This is a genomic window from Streptomyces sp. NPDC001980 (assembly GCF_040296885.1).
Taxonomy (GTDB): Bacteria; Actinomycetota; Actinomycetes; order Streptomycetales; family Streptomycetaceae; genus Streptomyces.
In genome coordinates, this window is sequence record NZ_JBEOYD010000006.1 from 1 (window position 1) to 19,612 (window position 19,612).

Annotated in this window: 18 protein-coding genes and 1 tRNA gene; 9 read left to right on the top strand and 10 right to left on the bottom strand. The window is 67.7% G+C overall.

Features of this window, described 5'->3' with window-relative positions; genetic code table 11:
- Positions 1-68 precede the first annotated feature (68 nt).
- Both ABT137_RS10875 and ABT137_RS10880 read right to left on the bottom strand, forming a co-directional pair.
- Entirely contained in the window at positions 69-1,280 is a 1,212-nt protein-coding gene (locus tag ABT137_RS10875) for an alkaline phosphatase (RefSeq protein WP_351706623.1), read from the bottom strand.
- Between the two features lie 491 nt (positions 1,281-1,771).
- A tRNA-Leu gene (locus ABT137_RS10880) sits at positions 1,772-1,855 on the bottom strand.
- Between the two features lie 414 nt (positions 1,856-2,269).
- Between ABT137_RS10880 and ABT137_RS10885 the strand changes: the two genes are divergently transcribed.
- From ABT137_RS10885 to ABT137_RS10920, 8 genes are all read left to right on the top strand, one after another.
- Positions 2,270-3,139 carry an FHA domain-containing protein gene (locus ABT137_RS10885; RefSeq protein WP_351705842.1) on the top strand — a complete coding sequence of 290 codons (870 nt, stop codon included), beginning with the start codon at positions 2,270-2,272 and terminating at the stop codon, positions 3,137-3,139.
- Between the two features lie 10 nt (positions 3,140-3,149).
- Complete coding sequence (locus tag ABT137_RS10890; RefSeq protein ID WP_089100420.1) at positions 3,150-3,674, top strand: FHA domain-containing protein FhaB/FipA; 525 nt, start codon at positions 3,150-3,152, stop codon at positions 3,672-3,674.
- 98 nt (positions 3,675-3,772) lie between these two features.
- On the top strand, positions 3,773-5,332 hold the full coding sequence (locus ABT137_RS10895) for a Stp1/IreP family PP2C-type Ser/Thr phosphatase (protein WP_351706626.1): 1,560 nt from the start codon (positions 3,773-3,775) through the stop codon (positions 5,330-5,332).
- Positions 5,333-5,362: 30 nt separating this feature from the next.
- A complete protein-coding gene (locus tag ABT137_RS10900) occupies positions 5,363-6,802 on the top strand; it encodes an FtsW/RodA/SpoVE family cell cycle protein (protein WP_351705845.1) in 1,440 nt (479 codons plus the stop codon).
- Positions 6,799-8,283 (top strand): peptidoglycan D,D-transpeptidase FtsI family protein, encoded by a 1,485-nt coding sequence (locus ABT137_RS10905; protein ID WP_351705848.1) that lies wholly within the window; start codon positions 6,799-6,801, stop codon positions 8,281-8,283. Before ABT137_RS10900 ends, ABT137_RS10905 begins: the two co-directional genes overlap by 4 nt.
- Positions 8,284-8,452: 169 nt before the next feature.
- Positions 8,453-10,441, top strand: a complete 1,989-nt coding sequence (gene pknB / locus ABT137_RS10910) for a Stk1 family PASTA domain-containing Ser/Thr kinase (RefSeq protein ID WP_351705851.1) — start codon at positions 8,453-8,455, stop codon at positions 10,439-10,441.
- Between the two features lie 218 nt (positions 10,442-10,659).
- Positions 10,660-11,118: a hypothetical protein gene (locus tag ABT137_RS10915; protein ID WP_351705854.1), complete on the top strand. Its 459-nt coding sequence runs from the start codon at positions 10,660-10,662 to the stop codon at positions 11,116-11,118.
- Between the two features lie 804 nt (positions 11,119-11,922).
- Complete coding sequence (locus ABT137_RS10920) at positions 11,923-12,966, top strand: restriction endonuclease (RefSeq protein ID WP_351705857.1); 1,044 nt, start codon at positions 11,923-11,925, stop codon at positions 12,964-12,966.
- Positions 12,967-13,053: 87 nt separating this feature from the next.
- Here the strand turns inward: ABT137_RS10920 and ABT137_RS10925 are convergent, their stop codons facing one another.
- The 6 genes from ABT137_RS10925 to ABT137_RS10950 are packed head-to-tail and all read right to left on the bottom strand — an operon-like array spanning position 13,054 to position 17,217.
- Positions 13,054-13,803, bottom strand: coding sequence for a class E sortase (locus ABT137_RS10925; RefSeq protein WP_351705860.1), 750 nt, complete (start codon positions 13,801-13,803; stop codon positions 13,054-13,056).
- A 13-nt stretch (positions 13,804-13,816) separates the two neighbouring features.
- On the bottom strand, positions 13,817-14,848 hold the full coding sequence (locus ABT137_RS10930) for a class E sortase (protein WP_351705863.1): 1,032 nt from the start codon (positions 14,846-14,848) through the stop codon (positions 13,817-13,819).
- Positions 14,845-15,483 (bottom strand): aminodeoxychorismate/anthranilate synthase component II, encoded by a 639-nt coding sequence (locus ABT137_RS10935; protein ID WP_351705866.1) that lies wholly within the window; start codon positions 15,481-15,483, stop codon positions 14,845-14,847. Before ABT137_RS10935 ends, ABT137_RS10930 begins: the two co-directional genes overlap by 4 nt.
- A complete protein-coding gene (locus ABT137_RS10940; RefSeq protein WP_171060312.1) occupies positions 15,480-15,641 on the bottom strand; it encodes a hypothetical protein in 162 nt (53 codons plus the stop codon). The genes ABT137_RS10935 and ABT137_RS10940 overlap by 4 nt, the downstream gene beginning before the upstream one ends.
- Positions 15,642-15,693: 52 nt before the next feature.
- Positions 15,694-16,377 carry a class E sortase gene (locus tag ABT137_RS10945; protein ID WP_351705869.1) on the bottom strand — a complete coding sequence of 228 codons (684 nt, stop codon included), beginning with the start codon at positions 16,375-16,377 and terminating at the stop codon, positions 15,694-15,696.
- 27 nt (positions 16,378-16,404) lie between these two features.
- The gene (locus ABT137_RS10950; protein WP_351705872.1) at positions 16,405-17,217 is read right to left on the bottom strand and encodes a DUF881 domain-containing protein; all 813 of its coding nucleotides are present in this window, start codon (positions 17,215-17,217) and stop codon (positions 16,405-16,407) included.
- Between the two features lie 152 nt (positions 17,218-17,369).
- Between ABT137_RS10950 and crgA the strand changes: the two genes are divergently transcribed.
- Positions 17,370-17,624: a cell division protein CrgA gene (crgA, locus tag ABT137_RS10955; RefSeq protein WP_046727637.1), complete on the top strand. Its 255-nt coding sequence runs from the start codon at positions 17,370-17,372 to the stop codon at positions 17,622-17,624.
- Positions 17,625-17,930: 306 nt separating this feature from the next.
- On the opposite strand, the gene ABT137_RS10960 is transcribed toward crgA, so the two are convergent.
- Together ABT137_RS10960 and ABT137_RS10965 are read right to left on the bottom strand one after the other, a co-directional pair.
- Entirely contained in the window at positions 17,931-18,830 is a 900-nt protein-coding gene (locus tag ABT137_RS10960) for a rhomboid family intramembrane serine protease (protein WP_351705875.1), read from the bottom strand.
- A gap of 98 nt (positions 18,831-18,928) precedes the next feature.
- A complete protein-coding gene (locus ABT137_RS10965) occupies positions 18,929-19,462 on the bottom strand; it encodes a peptidylprolyl isomerase (RefSeq protein ID WP_351705878.1) in 534 nt (177 codons plus the stop codon).
- Positions 19,463-19,612 lie beyond the last annotated feature (150 nt).

The window sequence follows — 19,612 nt, forward strand, 5'->3', positions numbered from 1 at the left end:
GGGCCCCCGCCATGACTTCCGTCACCGGCGGGGGCCCGCTTCTCGTTGTCCGGTCGTCAGCGCGTCGTTCAGCGGCGCGTCAGGGCCTGGCGCAGCACGTCGTACACGTAGGTGTTGGCGTGCTTGCCGGTGAATCGGTCGGACAGCGGGCCGGCCGCGGTCACCGGAACGTCCACACCGGTGTGGCCGGACGTGGTCCAGTCGATGTAGAAGCTCTTCTCGCTGCCGCGGATGCTGAACGGACCGTCCTCGGCGGAGATGCCGGTGCCGGACTCGTCAGCGGCGTCCGAGTCCTCGACGGCCAGGCCACCGGTCTCGTGGTCGCCGGTGACGACCAACAGGGTGTCGGGGTGGGTGGCGACGTAGGCACGAGCCACGGCCACTGCCTTCTCGAGTTCCTGCATGGACTGCAGGACGCGGGTGCCGTTGTTCGCGTGGGCGAACTCGTCGACACCCTCTTCCTCGACCATGAGGAAGAAGCCCTTCTTGTTCTTGTCCAGCGTGCTCAGGGCCTTGCTGGTCATGGTGGAGAGACCGACCACCGGGCTGTACACGTCGCCCTGGCCCTCGGCGCGCTGCTGGAACATCTCCTCGTTGGCGAAGAGACCGAGGAGCTTGCCGCCCTTGGCGCGGCTGAGCTGGTCCGCGTCGGAGACGTAGGAGTAACCGGCCTTCTTGGCCTTGTCGATGAGGTTGCCCTTGGTGCCCTTGCTCGCCTCGGACGGGTCCTCGGCGGGCTGGTCCTTGAACGCGCCGGCGCTGCCCGCGGGCAGCCACCAGTCCTCGCCACCGCCCAGGATGACGTCGGGCTTGCTGACCTCGATGTACTGGCGGGCGATCTCGTCCTGCGCCGAACGGTTGGCGGTGTTCGCGAAGAACGCCGCCGGCGACGCGTCGGTGACCTGCGCGGTGGTGACCAGGCCGGTGGCCTTGCCGGCTGCCTTGGCCTGCTGCCCCAGGGTGGCCAGCGGGTTGCCGTCCACGTCGACACTGATCGCGCCGTTGTAGGTCTTCTCGCCGGTGGCCCACGCGGTCGCCGCGGCGGCCGAGTCGGTGACGACGGCCTTCGGGTCGTCCGGCTCCGTGGTCAGCTGGCCCGAGGTGGGGAGCTTGTCCATCGCGAGCTGGCCGCCCAGCCCGGCCAGGTGCAGGCGGGCTGCCTGGCGCGTGGCAGCGCCCATGCCGTCGCCGTTGATGAAGATGACGTTCTTGGCGGTCGGGGTCTTGGCCGAGGCGTGCGGAACCGAGGCCGACGCGCCCAGCGTCGGGTTGACCACCATCGTCACGACCGCAGCGGCGACTGCGGCGGCCGCGGGAGCGGCGAACCGCCGAGCCCTACGAACATCCAGGGACACAACGTCCTCCGTTACTGTTCTTGCCCATTACTTGACCGCGAACATAAGGTCTCTTTGGAGGGTGTTGACCAAGAACAGATGACCAGTACGCGACGAGATCTCCAGCAGGAGGTGAAGGCGCAGGCCCCGTACTTGTTCGGACAGGTCACGCGAGGACGGACTCCTCCGCCCCCTCCCGCCGCACCCACCACCAGCACAACGCGGACAGCCCCACCCGTGAGATAGCTCACGAGCGGGGCGCCCCTGACATGTCTTGACAAGACTGTGCGATGCCTCACAGCCAACGGACAGCCACCGGCCGACGACCGACCACCGACGACCGACGACCGACGACCGACGACCACCGGACAACGAGAAACGGGCCCCCACCGTGACTTCCGTCACCGGCGGAGACCCGTTTCGTCGGTATCTCTCTGTGCGCGAGGGGGGAGTTGAACCCCCACGCCCTTGCGGGCACTGGAACCTGAATCCAGCGCGTCTGCCTATTCCGCCACCCGCGCATTGGGTGTGTCTTCCGGCTTCAGACCCGTTATTTCCTTCGGGCCGGCCCCTTCCGACATCGAGAACACTAGCACGTGGGGCAGGCTGGGTTCACATCCCTTATCCCGGGGCAGCGCTCACCTGGTGATCACGTACCGAGCGGTCGGCGGTCACGTATCAACCTCGTACCGGTCGAGCCCATCTACCCAGGAGACGGATCGGGTCCACAGTCAGGTGCGGGACACTGGTCGTGGGCCACCTCTACGATCCATGGCAGAACAACCGCCGATCCCGCGCAGGAGAAGCACGCCGAGGAGTTCGAAGGGGGCCGCTGGGGGAACCGGCTGATTGCCGGGCGCGTAGATACGATCAGTGAGCGGTAACGGCAACGGCAACGGCAGGCAGTACGGGCAAGGCGACAGAGGAGGTGCCCTGTGGGAGTCCTGAAGAAGTTCGAGCAGCGTCTCGAAGGTCTGGTCAACGGCACCTTCGCGAAGGTGTTCAAGTCCGAGGTCCAGCCCGTGGAGATCGCCGGCGCGCTGCAGCGCGAGTGCGACAACAACGCGACCATCTGGAACCGGGACCGGACCGTCGTACCCAATGACTTCATCGTGGAGCTGAGCGCGCCGGACTTCGAGCGGCTCAGCCCGTACTCCGGGCAGCTCGGCGACGAGCTCGCCGGGATGGTCCGCGACTACGCCAAGCAGCAGCGTTACACCTTCATGGGGCCGATCAAGGTCAACCTGGAGAAGGCCGACGACCTCGACACCGGCCTGTACCGGGTGCGCAGCCGTACGCTCGCCTCCTCCAGCGACCAGCAGGCCCCCGAGCGCGCCCCCGCGGGCGGTGCCCCGCAGCGCCCGGGCGGCTACGGCTACCCGCAGCAGAGCGCCGCCGCCCCGCCGATGCCGAGCGCCCCGCCGCCCGGTGCCCGCCCCGGCGGCTACGGGTACCCGCAGCCGACCCAGCCGGCCGCCCAGCGGCCGCCCTCGGGTCCCGTCGGCGCCCAGGCGCCCGGCGCCCGCACCCGCTACTGGATCGAGATCAACGGCACCCGCCATCAGATCTCCCGCGCAACGCTCGTGCTGGGCCGCAGCACCGAGGCCGACGTGCGGATCGACGACCCCGGCGTCTCCCGCCGGCACTGCGAGATCCGGACCGGAACGCCCTCGACGATCCAGGATCTCGGGTCCACCAACGGCATCGTGGTGGACGGGCAGCACACCACCCGCGCTACGCTCCGCGACGGCTCGCGGATCGTCGTGGGCAGCACCACCATCATTTACCGGCAAGCCGAAGGGTGAAGCGGGGGCAATGTCAGAGCTGACCCTCACGGTCATGCGGCTGGGTTTCCTGGCCGTACTGTGGCTGTTCGTGATCGTGGCCGTGCAGGTCATCCGCAGCGACCTGTTCGGTACGCGCGTCACCCAGCGCGGATCGCGTAGGGAAGAAGGACGCCGGCAGCAGCCCGCCGCCCGGCAGCAGGCCGCGCCACCGCAGCAGCGCGGCCAGCAGCCTGCGGCCGGTGGCCGCCAGCGCCGTAACGCCCCCTCCAAGCTGGTCGTCTCCGAGGGCACCCTCACCGGTACGACGGTCGCGCTCCAGGGCCAGACCATCACCCTCGGCCGCGCCCACGACTCGACGATCGTGCTGGACGACGACTACGCCTCCAGCCGGCATGCCAGGATCTACCCGGACCGCGACGGCCAGTGGATCGTCGAGGACCTCGGCTCGACCAACGGCACCTACCTGGACCGGTCCCGGCTGACGACTCCCACGCCGATCCCGCTGGGCGCGCCGATCCGCATCGGCAAAACCGTCATCGAGCTGCGGAAGTAGTGCTACATCATGGATAGGCGCGAGCGGAGCGAGCACGCAGCGGCGGACCGGACGCCGGTCCCCGGCGCGCTCCCGACCGGAGGGTGGGCACCGTGCGGATGTACCCGGAGCCGACGGGCGAGGTGCGCATGAGTCTGTCACTGCGCTTCGCCGCCGGATCGCACAAAGGCATGATCCGGGAGGGCAACGAGGACTCCGGTTACGCCGGTCCCCGCCTGCTCGCCATCGCCGACGGCATGGGCGGCCAGGCCGCCGGCGAGGTCGCCTCCTCCGAGGTGATCTCCACCCTGGTCACGCTCGACGACGACGTGCCCGGCTCCGACATCCTCACCTCCCTCGGCCACGCCGTGCAGCGCGCCAACGACCAGCTGCGCGCCATGGTGGAGGAGGACCCGCAGCTGGAGGGCATGGGGACCACCCTCACCGCCCTGCTGTGGACCGGGCAGCGGCTCGGCCTCGTGCACGTCGGCGACTCCCGCGCGTACCTGCTCCGTGACGGCGTGCTCACGCAGATCACCCAGGACCACACCTGGGTGCAGCGGCTCGTCGACGAGGGCCGGATCACCGAGGAAGAGGCCACCACCCACCCGCAGCGCTCGCTGCTCATGCGCGCCCTCGGCAGCGGCGACCACGTCGAGCCGGATCTCTCCATCCGCGAGGTGCGCGCGGGTGACCGTTATCTCATCTGCTCCGACGGGCTCTCCGGCGTCGTCTCCCACCAGACCCTGGAGGAGACCCTCGCCAGCTACCAGGGCCCGCAGGAGACCGTGCAGGAGCTGATCCAGCTCGCGCTGCGCGGCGGCGGCCCCGACAACATCACGGTCATCATCGCGGACGTCCTCGACCTGGACACCGGCGACACCCTCGCGGGCCAGCTCTCCGACACCCCGGTCGTGGTCGGCGCGGTCGCCGAGAACCAGCACCACCTGCACGACAACGGCTACATGCAGACCCCGGCGGGCCGCGCCGCCAACCTCGGCCGGCAGGGCCACGGCGGGGGCGGCGAGTTCGGCCCGCCCGGCTCCGGCGACACCACCGGCTACGTCCCCACCGACAGCTTCGGCGACTACACCGACGACGACTTCGTCAAGCCCCGCAAGGGCCGCAAGTGGCTGAAGAGATCCTTCTACAGCGTGCTCGCCCTCGCCGTGATCGGCGGGGGCCTGTACGGCGGCTACCGCTGGACGCAGACGCAGTACTACGTCGGCGCCAACGCCGAGCACGTCGCGCTCTACCAGGGCATCAGCCAGGACCTCGCCTGGGTGTCGCTGTCGAAGGTGGAGACGGACCACCCCGAGATCGAACTCAAGTACCTGCCGCCCTACCAGCAGAAGCAGGTCAAGGCGACCATCGCCGAGGGCGGCCTCAAGGACGCCCAGTCGAAGGTCCAGGAGCTGGCCGTGCAGGCCTCCGCCTGCAAGAAGGAGTCGGAGCGCACCGCCGCCGAGTCCAAGACCAGCTCCAAGACCGGCCAGGGCGAGGCCGGAGGCACCACGGGAACCACCAAGACCTCTCTCACGTCCAAGGCCTCGCCCACACCGTCGAACTCGGCGTCCTCCACGGCGTCACCGTCCCCGTCCCCCTCAGCGACCCCCAGCCCCGGCCCCACCCTCTCGGAGGATGAGCAGAAGGTCGTCTCGCTGTGCGGTAAGCAGTAGCAGGCAAGCCGTGAGAGGCCCCGTCACACGATGAGCAGTACTACCAACACGTCGACGAACCACACGTCCACGATCGGCTCCATCGGCACGCCGAGCCGGCGCAACACCGAGCTCGCGCTCCTGGTGTTCGCCGTCGCCATCCCGGTGTTCGCCTACGCCAACGTGGGCCTGGCCATCAACGACAAGGTCCCCGCCGGACTGCTGAGCTACGGCCTGGGCCTCGGCCTGCTTGCCGCCGTCGCCCACCTCGTCGTCCGCAAGTTCGCCCCCTACGCGGACCCGCTGCTGCTGCCGCTGGCCACCCTGCTCAACGGCCTCGGCCTGGTCGTCATCTGGAGACTCGACCAGTCCAAGCTGCTCCAGTCGATCCACGTCTCGGGCGGCAAGGCCACCAACCAGCTGCTGTACACCGCGATGGGCATCGCGCTGTTCATCGTCGTCCTGATCTTCCTCAAGGACCACAGAGCACTCCAGCGCTACACCTACATCTCCATGGTGGCCGCGCTCTTCCTGCTCCTGCTTCCGCTGGTCCCGGGCCTCGGCCTGAACGTCTACGGCGCCAAGATCTGGATCTCCGTCGGCGGCTTCACCATCCAGCCCGGTGAGTTCGCGAAGATCGTCCTCGCGGTGTTCTTCGCCGGCTACCTGATGGTCAAGCGGGACGCCCTCGCGCTCGCCAGCCGCCGCTTCATGGGGCTGTACCTGCCGCGCGGCCGCGACCTGGGCCCGATCCTGGTCGTCTGGTTCATCTCGATCCTCATCCTGGTGTTCGAGACCGACCTCGGTACCTCGCTGCTGTTCTTCGGAATGTTCATCATCATGCTGTACGTCGCCACCGAGCGGACCAGCTGGATCTTCTTCGGTCTGCTGATGTCGGCGGCCGGCGCGGTCGGCGTGGCCAGCTTCGAACCGCACGTCCAGCAGCGTGTCCAGGCCTGGCTCAACCCGATGAAGGAGTACGCGCTCTCCCAGAAGGGCGTCGCCGGCCACTCCGAGCAGGCGATGCAGGCCCTGTGGGCGTTCGGCTCCGGCGGCACCCTCGGCACCGGCCTCGGCCAGGGCCACTCCGACCTGATCCGGTTCGCCGCCAACTCCGACTTCATCCTCGCCACCTTCGGCGAGGAGCTGGGCCTGGCCGGCATCATGGCGATCCTGCTGATCTACGGCCTGATCGTGGAGCGCGGTGTGCGTACCTCGCTCGCCGCCCGCGACCCGTTCGGCAAGCTGCTCGCCGTCGGCCTCTCCGGCGCCTTCGCGCTCCAGGTGTTCGTCGTCGCCGGCGGTGTGATGGGCCTCATCCCGCTGACCGGTATGACGATGCCGTTCCTGGCGTACGGCGGTTCCTCCGTCATCGCCAACTGGGCGCTCATCGGCGTGCTGATCCGCATCAGCGACACCGCCCGCCGCCCGGCCCCGGCCCCCGCCGCCAACCCCGACGCCGAGATGACCCAGGTGGTCCACCCCTCATGAACAAGCCCCTGCGCCGGATCGCGATCTTCTGTGGCCTCCTGATCCTCACCCTGCTGCTGCGCGACAACTGGCTCCAGTACGTCAAGGCCGACACCCTCCGCGAGGACACCGCCAACCGCCGGGTCACGATCGCCCGCTACTCCACCCCGCGCGGCGACATCATCGTCGACGGCAGCCCGATCACCGGCTCCACGGCGTCCGGCTCCTCCGGTCTCAACGACCTGAAGTACAAGCGCACGTACAAGGACGGCCCCATGTGGGCCCCGGTCACCGGCTTCGCCTCCCAGGCCTTCGGCGCCAACCTGATGGAGTCCGTGGAGGACGGCATCCTCACCGGCAACGACGACCGGCTCTTCTTCCGCAACACCCTCGACATGATCACGGGCAAGCAGAAGCAGGGCGGCAACGTCGTCACCACGCTGAACGCAGCAGCCCAGAGCGCCGCCTACAACGGGCTGAAGAAGCAGGGCGGCAAGGGCGCGGTCGTCGCCCTGGAACCCTCCACGGGCAAGATCCTGGCCCTCGCCTCCTACCCGTCGTACGACCCCTCGTCCTTCGCCGGCGCCTCGGACACCGACGCCGCGGCCTGGAAGAAGCTCCAGAAGAAATACAACCCGAACGACCCGATGCTGAACCGGGCCCTGCGCGAGACCTACCCGCCGGGCTCCACCTTCAAGGTCGTCACCGCCGCGGCCGCGCTGGAGAACGGGCTGTACAAGTCGGCCGACGAGGCCACGAACTCGCCGCTGCCCTACGTCATGCCCGGCACCACCACCGAGCTGAAGAACGAGGGCAGCATCCCCTGCAAGAACGCGACCATGCGGATCGCGCTGCGGTACTCCTGCAACACCGTCTTCGGCAAGATCGGCGCCGACCTCGGCAACGACAAGATGCTCGCCGAGGCGAAGAAGTTCGGCTTCGACGCCGAGCATTTCACCCCGACCCGCTCCAGCGCCTCGGTGTTCTCCGACAACATGAACCAGTCGCAGACCGCGCTGTCCTCGATCGGCCAGTACAACACCGCCGCGACCCCGCTCCAGATGGCCATGGTCGCCTCCGCGGTCGCCAACGACGGCAAGCTGATGAAGCCGTACATGATCGACAAGCTCCAGTCCTCGGGCGTCGACACCATCTCCCAGACCGACCCCCAGGAGATGAGCCAGCCGCTGTCCTCCTCCAACGCCCAGATCCTCCAGTCGATGATGGAGACGGTCGTCAAGGACGGCACCGGCAAGAACGCCCAGATCAACGGCATCACCGTGGGCGGCAAGACCGGTACCGCCCAGCACGGTGTGGCGAACAGCGAGAACCCGTACGCCTGGTTCATCTCGTACGCCAAGCTCCCCGACGGCAGCAAGCCCGTCGCCGTCGCCGTGGTGATCGAGGACGACCAGGCCAACCGCGACGACATCTCCGGCGGCGGCCTCGCGGCCCCGATCGCGAAGAGCGTGATGGAGGCAGTCATCAACTCCAAGAAGTGACCCCGCTCACGTCCCCTTCACATCGGTGCACGTTGACATACCGGTCCTGTATCGGGTTACGGGCTTGGCCAGGTCACACAAACACAGCCGGGTACGGTAGGCCCGGACGGCAGCCTCCGACCGCACATCCGTGCCGGTCGGGACCGACGGAGAGGGCTGGTAGGGAACTATGGAAGAGCCGCGTCGCCTCGGCGGCCGGTACGAGCTGGGCCACGTGCTCGGCCGTGGTGGCATGGCGGAGGTCTACCTCGCCCATGACACGCGGCTCGGCCGCACGGTGGCGGTGAAGACGCTGCGCGCGGACCTCGCGCGCGACCCGTCCTTCCAGGCCCGGTTCCGCCGGGAGGCCCAGTCGGCCGCCTCGCTCAACCATCCCGCGATCGTCGCGGTCTACGACACGGGCGAGGACTACATCGACGGGGTCTCGATCCCGTACATCGTCATGGAGTACGTGGACGGCTCGACGCTGCGCGAGCTGCTGCACTCCGGCCGCAAGCTGCTGCCCGAGCGCGCGATGGAAATGACCATCGGCATCCTCCAGGGCCTGGAGTACGCGCACCGCAGCGGCATCGTCCACCGTGACATCAAGCCGGCGAACGTCATGCTGACGCGCAACGGCCAGGTCAAGGTCATGGACTTCGGTATCGCCCGCGCCATGGGCGACTCCGGCATGACCATGACCCAGACGGCGGCCGTCATCGGCACCGCCCAGTACCTCTCCCCGGAGCAGGCGAAGGGCGAGCAGGTCGACGCCCGCTCGGACCTCTACTCGACGGGCTGCCTCCTCTACGAGCTGCTGACGGTACGACCGCCCTTCGTGGGCGACAGCCCGGTCGCGGTCGCCTACCAGCACGTCCGCGAGGAACCCCAGCCCCCGTCGGTGTTCGACCCCGAGATCACGCCCGAGATGGACGCCATCGTCCTGAAGGCCCTGGTCAAGGACCCGAACTACCGGTACCAGTCCGCCGACGAGATGCGCGCCGACATCGAGGCGTGCCTCGACGGCCAGCCGGTCGCGGCCACCGCCGCCATGGGCTCCGTCGGCTACGGCGGCTACCCGAACGACATGCCGACCACGGCCATGCGCGCCGACGGCGCCACCACCATGCTCCCCCCGATGAACCCGGACGACGGCGGCTACGGCTACGACGAGCGCCCGGACCGCCGCCGCCAGCAGAAAAAGAAGAACAACACGTCCACGATCCTGCTCGTGGTCGCGGGCATCCTGGTGCTGGTGGGCTCGATCCTGATCGGGAAATGGGTGGTCAGCGGGGGCGGGGCGGACAAACCCTTCGCCGCCCCGAACTTCGTCGGCCAGACCTACGCGGATGCACAGAAGATGGCCGTCAATTCCAGCCTGAAGCTGGGCACGCCGACACGGAAGACCTGCAACAACGCGCCCAAGGGCAGCGTCTGCTCCCAGGACCCGACAGCGGGCTCGGACGTCAACAAGGGCGACACGATCAACCTGGTCGTCTCCACGGGCGCCCCGAAGGTCGTCGTACCGAGCGTCGTCGGTCAGAACATCGACGACGCCAAGACCACGCTCGAGGGCGACAAGTACAACTTCGTCGTCAAGACGAAGCAGCAAGTCTCCGGTGAGGACCCGGGCACCGTCCTGGATCAGGATCCGGCCCTCGGCGCGGAAGTCCAGAAGGGCTCCACGATCACCCTCACCATCGCCAAGGCCGAGGAGAAGGTGACGGTCCCCGACGTCACCGGCAGGAGCTGTGACGACGCCAAGGCGCAGATGACGGCCAACAACCTGACCGGCAACTGCACCGAGGTGGACACCACCGACGCCAACCAGGTCGGCAAGGTCGTCTCGACCGACCCGGGACCCGGTCAGCAGGTCAAGAAGAACTCGGTGGTGAACATCCAGATCGGCAAGGCCCAGCAGCAGACGGCCGTGCCGAGCGTCCTGGGCCAGACCGTGAGCCAGGCCAAGCAGACCCTGCAGGCGGCCGGCTTCACCAATATCCAGTTCAACGGCGACTCCAGCGACAACGCGCTCGTCACCAACCAGGACCCGCCGGCCAACACCGGCGAAGACGACCCCGGCAACACGCAGATCACCCTGACCACGGTGAGCACCGGCAACAACGGCGGGAACAACAACGGCGGTACCAACTTCTTCGGCGGTACGACCGGAAACTGACGCCGTCCTGCTCCGTCTGAACGGCGGAAGTCCCCCGAGCCGCACCACGCAGCTCGGGGGACTTCCGCCGTTTCGGTTCCCTGTGAGTCACATCACGCACACCGCAATGCTCTCCATGTCCACCATTTCAAGATCTTTGATCTTGAAATAGTGGACGCCCGCCCTGTGGAATGCGATCTCCATCGATTGCCTCACAGGCATCACACAAGGGGGTACTCATGAAGCGTCTCGCTTCCGCCGCTCTCACCACGGTCGCGCTCGCCGCGGCGGCTGTCGTCGGCACGACAGGCACCGCGTCCGCCGCCACCGGCCCGAACTGCAGCGACGCCTACCAGATCGGCAGCACCGGCTACATCACGGTGGACGGGGCGACAGCCGCCTCGGTCAAGCAGTACTACTCGCCGAGCTGTAACCGGAACTACGGCTACGTGTTCGTGTGGCAGAGCTTCCGCAGCGCGCACTCCCACTGGTTCGCCTCCGCCGGCGTCTCGACGACGAGCGACAGCGTGAACCACGCCAGCCAGGGCGACTCGGACGTCACGGAGATCTGGTCGGGCGCAGCCGCAACCGTGGGCTCCTGCACGACGGGGTACGGCTTTCTCGACGTGACCAACGCCGACGGCACCTCCTCAAGCGGAAACCACCAGGGCACCGGCCAGAGCAGCAAGGTCTGCTGACCCTGCTCACCGATGGCCGACGTGTGGTGGCGTTCAGGGCTCGTCAATGAGTCCGTCCAGACGGTGGGCGAGGAATCGCCGCCATTTGCGAACCGTGTCGGCGGCCACTTGCAGGCCCCTGGCGACCACGACAATCGGTGACACCTCAGGCCCTGCGCGCACGCCGGCACGATGCGTGCGCGCAGGGCCTGGGCAGGACGGCGGCTGCGACGGTCGCGCTGTTGTGCGCGGCCGACGCGGCGGTGCTGACAGGGGCCCGCTCGCTCATCGCGATCAGCGAGTGGATCACAGATGCCTCTCAGTCCGTCCTGGGAATTGGGAATCATGGGGCTCACAGCCGATCCGCTCAGCGCAGTCCGGCCTGTGCCGCACGCCGCTACGGTGTCCCGCATGATGCAGCGCGTTGACGGTGACACGCTGGACGCGGCGATCAGCGCGTACTCCAGGCCCGATCGCTACCCCGGCCCCGGGCGTGATGCGTGCTCGGATCTTGGACAGGGGATCGGGTGAACGACGAAGGGCGCGACCATCCGTGATCGCATGATTCCACTCGTGTGATCGCAAAGGCTGCACCCGCACGTTATTCCGCCCGGCCCTGCCCACGTCGCGCCAACTCGCTGATCAACACGGCCTCATTCTCGAGGAGTTGTGCACGTCCGAGCGACTGTCGTCGCTCTGTCGTCACTGAACACCTGCCCTTCTGTCGATCGTGTCTTCCCACTCAACCATTCGTTGGCCGGATCGGGTGGGGACTCGCAGCTCTGCCCTGGCCGTACGGCCACACCACGATCGAAAGGGCAGAGCGTGATCAACGAATCGGCACTGCTGGAATCGCAGAGCCTGCGCGACAGCGTGCTGGACCGCACCGACGTGCTCGACAAGGTGAAGGCGCTGTCACTGCTGCCGGACGGGATGCATGTGACGACGGCGATGGTGGCGACGTACTTCGAAGTCGCCGAAACAGTGATCAACAACCTGCTCAGCCGCCACAGGCAGGAGCTTGAGTCGAACGGCCTTCGCGTGCTCCGCGGTCCTGAACTGCGCGAATTCAAGGAACTCAACTTGAGTTCCTATGGCGGCCCGCAGCCCCGCTCCGGCCTGGCCATCTGGTCCCGCCGAGCCGTCCTCAACGTCGCCATGCTCCTCCGCGACAGCGAAGTCGCACGTCAGGTACGTGTCTACCTCCTCGACATGGAGTACCTGGCCCGGACCCAGCCTGTGGATAACCCGGCGCCAACAGACCTCCTGGCTCTTGACGACCGCATCGACCAGCGCATCACCCACATCCTCGGCAAGACCGTAGTACCGATGTTCAACGCCCTGATCGAGACAACCGGCGAGCATCGGCAAGAGCTGATCGCCCTGCGCGCAGGAGTCCAACGCATCGAGCGGCGGCTCCACCAGCACCACGCACGGCTGAAGAGGCTCGAAGGAGTCCGAGACGACCGCCCCGCCGTCGGAGTCATGGCCGCCATGGACGCCATGAACGGCCGCACCTTCGAACGCCACATCGCCAAACTGCTGATCCGCGACGGATGCACCAACGTCGTCGTACAGGGCGGCCACGGCGACCGTGGCGTCGACATCATCGGACTCACGGCCGACGGGCGACGCCTCGTCGTCCAGTGCAAGAGGTTCGCGCCCTACCTCAACATCACCAGCCCCGACGTCCAGAAGTTCATCGGGTCCGCGAAGGTCCTGTACAGCGCAGAGGTGGCGCTCTACGTCGCAACGTGCCCCTTCACTCCTGAGGCCCTGGACATCGCTGCCGAAGCCGGGATCACCGCCGTACACCGGGGGGTGCTGGAGGATTGGAGTGCCGGGGAACCGCTGAAGGTCCTGGCGTGAGAACGAGGTGACGTGAAAGGGCCCGAAGCTGCAAAGGGAAGTTGCGGCTTCGGGCCCGGCTCGCTCTTAGCGTGACAAGACGTCACGCTAACGCAGTTCCTTCGGCGGAGTCCGCTTGCTGTCGACCTTGTCGACGCGCACCAGCTCGCCCCACACCACGTACCGGTACCGGCTCGTGTACACCGGCGTGCAGGTCGTCAGGGTGATGTAGTGGCCCGGCTTGGTCTTGCCGGACTCCTTGGGGACCTGGGAGAGGACCTTGACGTTGTACTTCGAGGTCTCCGGGAGGATGTCGTAGACCTTGTAGACGTACCAGTTGTCACGGGTCTCGAAGACGACCGGGTCGCCGACCTTCACCTTGTCGATGTTGTGGAACTTGGCGCCGTGGCCGTCGCGGTGGGCGGCCAGGGTGAAGTTGCCGGTCTTGCCGGTGGTGGGGAGCATGGCCTTGGCGGGGTCGATGTAGTAGCCGGCCACGCCGTTGTTCAGGACGTCCGTCGACGTGCCCTTCTCGACCAGGACCTCGCCGTTCTTCATCGACGGCACGTGCAGGAAGCCGATGCCGTTCTTCGTGTTCAGCGCACCGGGACCGGTGTCCTGCTGGGCCCAGGTCTCCCGGACCTTGTCACCCGCCCGGTCGGCCTTGCGGTCGGCTATCACGTTCGTCCACCACAGCGAGTAGACGACGAACAGGCCGAGCACCAGGCCCGCCGTGATGAGGAGTTCACCGAAGACGCTGACCGCCATGGCGATCCGGCCGATCGGCCGCCGCCCCGGCACGGACGCCGCGTCCGGCGCGTCGGTCTGCTCTTCGGTGTCGTCGGCGGTCGCTGCCACTGTTCCTCTGCCCCTACTCGACGAGCGCGTCTGGCTTGCCCTTGCTGCGCGGGCGTTCCTCGACCATCTTGCCCCACACGATCAACCGGTACTTGCTGGTGAACTCCGGTGTGCAGGTGGTGAGAGTGATGTACCGGCCCGGCTGGGTGAAACCCGAACCCTTCGGCACCGGGTCCAGCACACTCACGTTGCTCGGCGACGTCACCGGCAGCATCGACGTCACCTTGTACACGAAGTACTCGTCCTGCGTCTCGACGACGACCGCGTCACCGGCCACGAGCTTGTTGATGTACCGGAACGGCTCACCGTGCGTGTTGCGGTGCGCGGCCAGACCGAAGTTTCCGGTCTTGTCCTGCGGCATCGCGGTCTTCAGCGCGCCCTCGCCGTAATGCCCGACCATGCCCTTGTCGAGGACCTTCTTGTTGCTGACGCCCTCCGCGATCGGCGCCACCACGTCCAGCTTCGGGATGTGCAGGATGGCGAAGCCCTGCCCGGGCGCGAAGACACCGGGGGCGCGCTTGCCGCTCGCCCAGTCCTTCTGCAGACTGCTGGCCTCGCTGCCGGCCTGAGCGTGGGCGCGGACGTTCGTCCACCACAGCTGGTAGGTGACGAACAGCAGCATCAGCACGCCGGTGGTGATGAACACCTCTCCTATCGCCCGGCTCGCCATGACGGCCGGGCTGGGCTTGCGCAACCGCTGCTGCCGACGGGCCTCGACCCGGGAGAGCGGCCGGCCCGCCGCCGTGCGCGGCGCGGTGTTCTCCTGCGGCGCCGTCTCCGATGCGCCACCATGCCGCCCACCACGCCGCTTGGCGGCCTTTCTGCGGGCCGCTCGGCCGCCCCCTGGGGTTCCGGTGCCGGAAGAGGCTGCTGTGCCCGCAGAAGCCGATATGGGCAGCGGATCGGGGATCCGCAGCGCGACCGTCTCCTCGTCGACCGGCGGGAGGGGCGGGAGAAACGCCGTCTCCCCGAGCGCGCCAGACCCCCCGTACGGCTGATCCCCGTACGAGGCACCGGTCTCGCGCTCGGGGCGCAGCGCGGTCACGCCGTGGCCCTGCCCACCACCGGGGCAAGCCCCGCCGACCTCGCCACGGCCCCCTGGTCACCGCACTCCACCAGCCAATTGGCCAGCATCCGGTGCCCGTGCTCGGTCAGCACCGACTCGGGGTGGAACTGCACGCCCTCCACCGGGAGTTCACGGTGTCTGAGCCCCATGATGATCCCGTCGTGGGTGCGGGCGGTCACCTCCAGCTCGGCCGGCACCGTCGCCGGCTCGGCGGCCAGCGAGTGGTACCGGGTCGCCGTGAAGGGCGAGGGCAGCCCCGCGAAGACCCCCTGGCCGCCGTGCTCGACCAACGAGGTCTTGCCGTGCAGCAGTTCCGGCGCCCGGTCCACCACACCCCCGTACGCCACCTGCATCGACTGCATGCCGAGGCAGACACCGAAGACCGGGACACCGGTCGCGGCGCAGTGCCGGACCATGTCCACGCACACCCCGGCCTCCTCCGGCGTCCCGGGACCGGGCGAGAGCAGCACCCCGTCGAAGCCGTCCTGGGCGTGCGCCGTCGACACCTCGTCGTTGCGCAGCACCTCGCACTCGGCACCCAGCTGGTACAGGTACTGGACCAGGTTGAAGACGAAGCTGTCGTAGTTGTCGACGACGAGAATCCGCGCGCTCACTGGTTGTCCACCGTCACATCGTTGAAGGGCAGCAGCGGTTCGGCCCAGGGGAAGACGTACTGGAAGAGGACGTAGACCACGGCCAGGACCAGCACAAGTGAGATCAGCGCCCTCACCCACGCGTTGCCCGGCAGATGCCGCCAGATCCAGCCGTACATGCCGTCCCTTCCGTTCCACCACGGCACCAGAATCCCGCCGTACTGCACCAGACTAACGGCGCAGCGCCTTAGGTCTGCCTGACTCCACAGGCTGTGTGGAGTCCAAGTGCGCCCAGACGATCAGCCGATGGCTGTGCCCCCATTCCGGATCGCACGTGGTCAGCGTGAGATAGCGCCCCGGACGCGTATACCCCGACTTACGTGGCACAGGGTCGATCACTTCAACGTCCGTCGGAACTGTTTTGTAAGGGCCTTTGTCGATCCGATACGTGAACCAGGTCGTCCCGTCCGTCAGGACGACCGCATCGCCCTCACGCAGCTTCGGGAAGTCGAGAAACGGGTCGCCGTACGTGCGCCGGTGGCCGGCGACCGCGAAGTCGCCCACCTGCCCGAGCCGGGCGGTCCGGGCGTAGTGGGCGAGGCCCTTCTTCAGCACATCGGTGCCGGTGCCCTCCAGGACCGGCTTGTTCCACGTGAAACCGAACCGGGGGATGTACATGATCGCGAAGGGCTTGCCGTAGTGGTACGCGGCGGGCTGCGCGGGTGCGGCGGTCGCCTTCGCCGTGGGGTGCACCGTGGCCTTCGCCGACCACTGCCGCTGTAACTGGTCGATCTGGTCGTGCATCTCGCTGTCGGCCTTCACACCGGTCCAGAACAGCACGTACGCGACGAAGAGCACGATGAGCGTGCCGACGGTGATGCAGAGCTCGCTGACGGTCCTGACGATCACGCGCACCGGCGGCTCCAGAAAGTGACGAGCTGCTTACCCCACGGGCTTCGCGTAGTGCAGATCCACTGTGCCCGAGTAGCCCGGCAGAGTCACCGTCCCGTCCTCGGTCACTTTCCAGCCGAGGCCGTACACGTTCACGTACACCATGTAGTTCTGGATGGCCTCGGAGTCCGCGAGCGACTTCTGCATCTTCGCCGGGTCGCCGATCGCCTGGATCTTGTACGGCGGTGAGTAGACCCGGCCCTGGAGAATCAGGGTGTTGCCGACGCAGCGCACGGCGCTGGTGGAGATCAGCCGCTGGTCCATGACCTTGATGCCCTGGGCGCCGCCCTGCCACAGGGCGTTCACCACGGCCTGCAGGTCCTGCTGGTGGATGACCAGGTAGTCGGGCTGCGGCTCGGGGTAGCCCGGGAGCTTGGCGGTGGCGTTCGGCGGGGCGTCGTTGAGCGTGACGGTGATCGCCTTGCCGGTCAGCTTCTGGGTGCCCGCATCCTTCTCCAGGCCCGCCAGCTGGTCGTCCTGGGCCTTGGTGGAGCCGTCGTCACGCTTGGCGAGCTTCTCGTTCTGGTCGCGCGTGCTCGCGTTGGACTCGTCCAGCTCCTTGTTCCTGCGGCTGTGCTCCTGGATCAGGTCGGAGAGCTTGAGCAGGTTGTCGTCCGAGCGGATGTCGGTGCCCTTGGCCGTGTTGAAGCTGGTGAAGAAGAGAAGACCGGCCAGGGCGAAGACGCCCACGGTGAGAATCCGCACCGGCCGGAAGCGCGGCCGGAGGCCGGAGGGGAAACCGCCCTCGCCGGCCGGGTCCGAACCCGTTGATCCGGTCGCGTTGGAGTCGGCAGAATTGCTCAACGTACCCTTATCTCCTTCAGCGCCACGGAAGCACTACGCTAACGGACGCCCGGGGGAGCGCTCAGTCTGCCCTTACTGTCCCCTTGTACGCTGCCCCGAGCCCGACCCAGTTACCTGCGCGGCCACGCAGCGCATCGACAGGAGAGACCCTCGTGCCGAAGTCACGTATCCGCAAGAAGGCCGACTACACGCCGCCCCCGGCGAAGCAGGCGACCGCCATCAAGCTCAACAGTCGGGCCTGGGTCGCGCCGGTGATGCTGGCCATGTTCCTCATCGGGCTGGCCTGGATCGTCGTCTTCTACGTGACCGACGGTTCACTGCCGATCGACAGCCTCGACAACTGGAACATCGTCGTGGGCTTCGGCTTCATCGCGGCCGGCTTCGGCGTCTCCACCCAGTGGAAGTAACCCGACCGACAGCTCTGCCCAGGGCTGTTCGCTGAGTTATCCACAGGCCTGAGCTGCTGTCCACACCCTCCTGGGGAAAAGACGACGATCTGTGGATAACCCGTTGGGTGTTGACGCCAGTACGACTACCACAACACCCGCCGCAAAATCCTTCGCCCCCTCCCTGACCTGCGACAACGCAGGTGAGTGGGAGGGGGCGCAGTTGTGCACGCACGTTTTGCACAAGATCGGCCACTGACTGTGGACAACGGTTCGGTATCGGTGCGGTGAGCCGCCGTGATCGGTGATCGGTGATGAGCCTCAGGCTCAGGTGAGCTGCGCGGTCCGGATGACCGTGATCACCACGGCCGCGACCAGCACCAGCGCACACGTGCCGTACTGGATCAGGTTCCGCCGCTCGCGCGGGGCGTGCACCATCGCGTAGCCGGTGATGACACCGGCGACCAGGCCGCCGATGTGGGCCTGCCAGGCGATGCCGCCGCTGAACGTGAAGATGAGGTTGATCACCAGCAGGGCGATGATCGGCCGCATGTCGTAGTTGAGCCGGCGGATGAGCACCGCGGTCGCGCCGAAGAGGCCGAAGATCGCACCGGAGGCGCCGAGCGAGGGCTGGTTCTGGGCGGCGAGCAGATAGGTGAGAGCGCTGCCGGCCAGGCCGGAGACGAAGTAGAGCGTGATGTAGCGGGCGCGGCCGAGGGCGGCTTCCAGGGGGCCGCCGATCCACCAGAGGCTGAGCATGTTGAACACGATGTGCATGGGGCTTGAGCTGTCATGCAGGAACATCGCGGTCAGCATGCGGTAGTACTGGCCCTGGGCGATGCCTTCGACGTCGCCGTACTGCGGGAACCAGGCCTGGCCGATCAGGTCGAACCGGTTGGTGAAGCCGTCGCCGACGGAGAGCTCGACCAGGAAGACGGCGATGTTGATGCCGATCAGGATCTTGGTGAGGAGCCGCGGGTCGGCGGTCATCGTGCCGCCGGCGAGGGTGCGGGGCTGGGAGGCGGCCGGGGGCGGGCCGCTCTGGCCTGCGGTGGTGCCGCGGACGCAGTCGGGGCACTGGAAGCCCACGGAGGCGCTGACCATGCACTCGGGGCAGATGGGGCGCTCGCAGCGGGTGCAGCGCACACCGGTCTCCCGGTCCGGGTGCCGGTAGCACTTGGGCAGGCTGTGGGCGTCGCGCGCGCTGCCTGTCGCCTGGTCCTCCATGGGATCCCCTCGCTCGTCGTGGGCAGTGTTCCGCCCCGCCCATCCTTACGGACGAGCGGGGCGTTTGGTTCCCTTCGGGCGCTTCGTTTTCGGACCGCTCAGCCGCCGCGCTTCTCGACGACGACCGTCTCGATGACGACGTCGTTCACCGGCCGCTTGTTGGGTCCGCTGACGGGGACGGCCGCGATGCTGTCCACGACCTTCTGGCCGGCCGGGTCGACGACCTCGCCGAAGATGGTGTGCTTGCGGTTGAGGTGGGGAGCGGGGTTCACCGTGATGAAGAACTGGGAGCCGTTGGTGCGGGGGCCTGCGTTGGCCATGGCGAGCAGGTAGGGGCGGTCGAAGCGCAGGTCGGGGTGGAACTCGTCCTCGAACTTGTAGCCGGGGCCGCCGATGCCGGTGCCGACCGGGTCGCCGCCCTGGATCATGAAGCCGCTGATCACCCGGTGGAAGACCGTGCCGTCGTAGAGCGGGTCCGTGGAGACCGTGCCGGTGTCCGGGTGGGTCCACTCACGCTCACCCTGCGCCAGTTCGACGAAGTTTCTGACCGTCTTGGGCGCGTGGTTCGGGAAGAGCCGGACCTCGATGTCGCCGAGGCTGGTCTTCAGGGTGGCGTAGAGGTGCTCGGCCACGGTCCGCCTTCCGTTGTGCTCGGATTCAGTGCCCTCGATCCTCGCACGGTACGGCGGGTCCGATGCCCGGCCGGGGCTTCCGGGCCTGGATCCTCACGAATCACTTGCGGAACCCCTTCTGTCATGCGGGGGCGCGCGGCGTCGATCCGT

Coding starts and splice junctions, on each gene's coding strand:
- ABT137_RS10875 (WP_351706623.1), bottom strand. CDS start 1,280: ATGGTGGTCAACCCGACGCTGGGCGCGTCGGCCTCGGTTCCGCACGCC.
- ABT137_RS10890 (WP_089100420.1), top strand. CDS start 3,150: ATGTCAGAGCTGACCCTCACGGTCATGCGGCTGGGTTTCCTGGCCGTA.
- ABT137_RS10895 (WP_351706626.1), top strand. CDS start 3,773: ATGTACCCGGAGCCGACGGGCGAGGTGCGCATGAGTCTGTCACTGCGC.
- ABT137_RS10900 (WP_351705845.1), top strand. CDS start 5,363: ATGAGCAGTACTACCAACACGTCGACGAACCACACGTCCACGATCGGC.
- ABT137_RS10905 (WP_351705848.1), top strand. CDS start 6,799: ATGAACAAGCCCCTGCGCCGGATCGCGATCTTCTGTGGCCTCCTGATC.
- pknB (WP_351705851.1), top strand. CDS start 8,453: ATGGAAGAGCCGCGTCGCCTCGGCGGCCGGTACGAGCTGGGCCACGTG.
- ABT137_RS10915 (WP_351705854.1), top strand. CDS start 10,660: ATGAAGCGTCTCGCTTCCGCCGCTCTCACCACGGTCGCGCTCGCCGCG.
- ABT137_RS10940 (WP_171060312.1), bottom strand. CDS start 15,641: ATGTACGGCTGGATCTGGCGGCATCTGCCGGGCAACGCGTGGGTGAGG.
- ABT137_RS10960 (WP_351705875.1), bottom strand. CDS start 18,830: ATGGAGGACCAGGCGACAGGCAGCGCGCGCGACGCCCACAGCCTGCCC.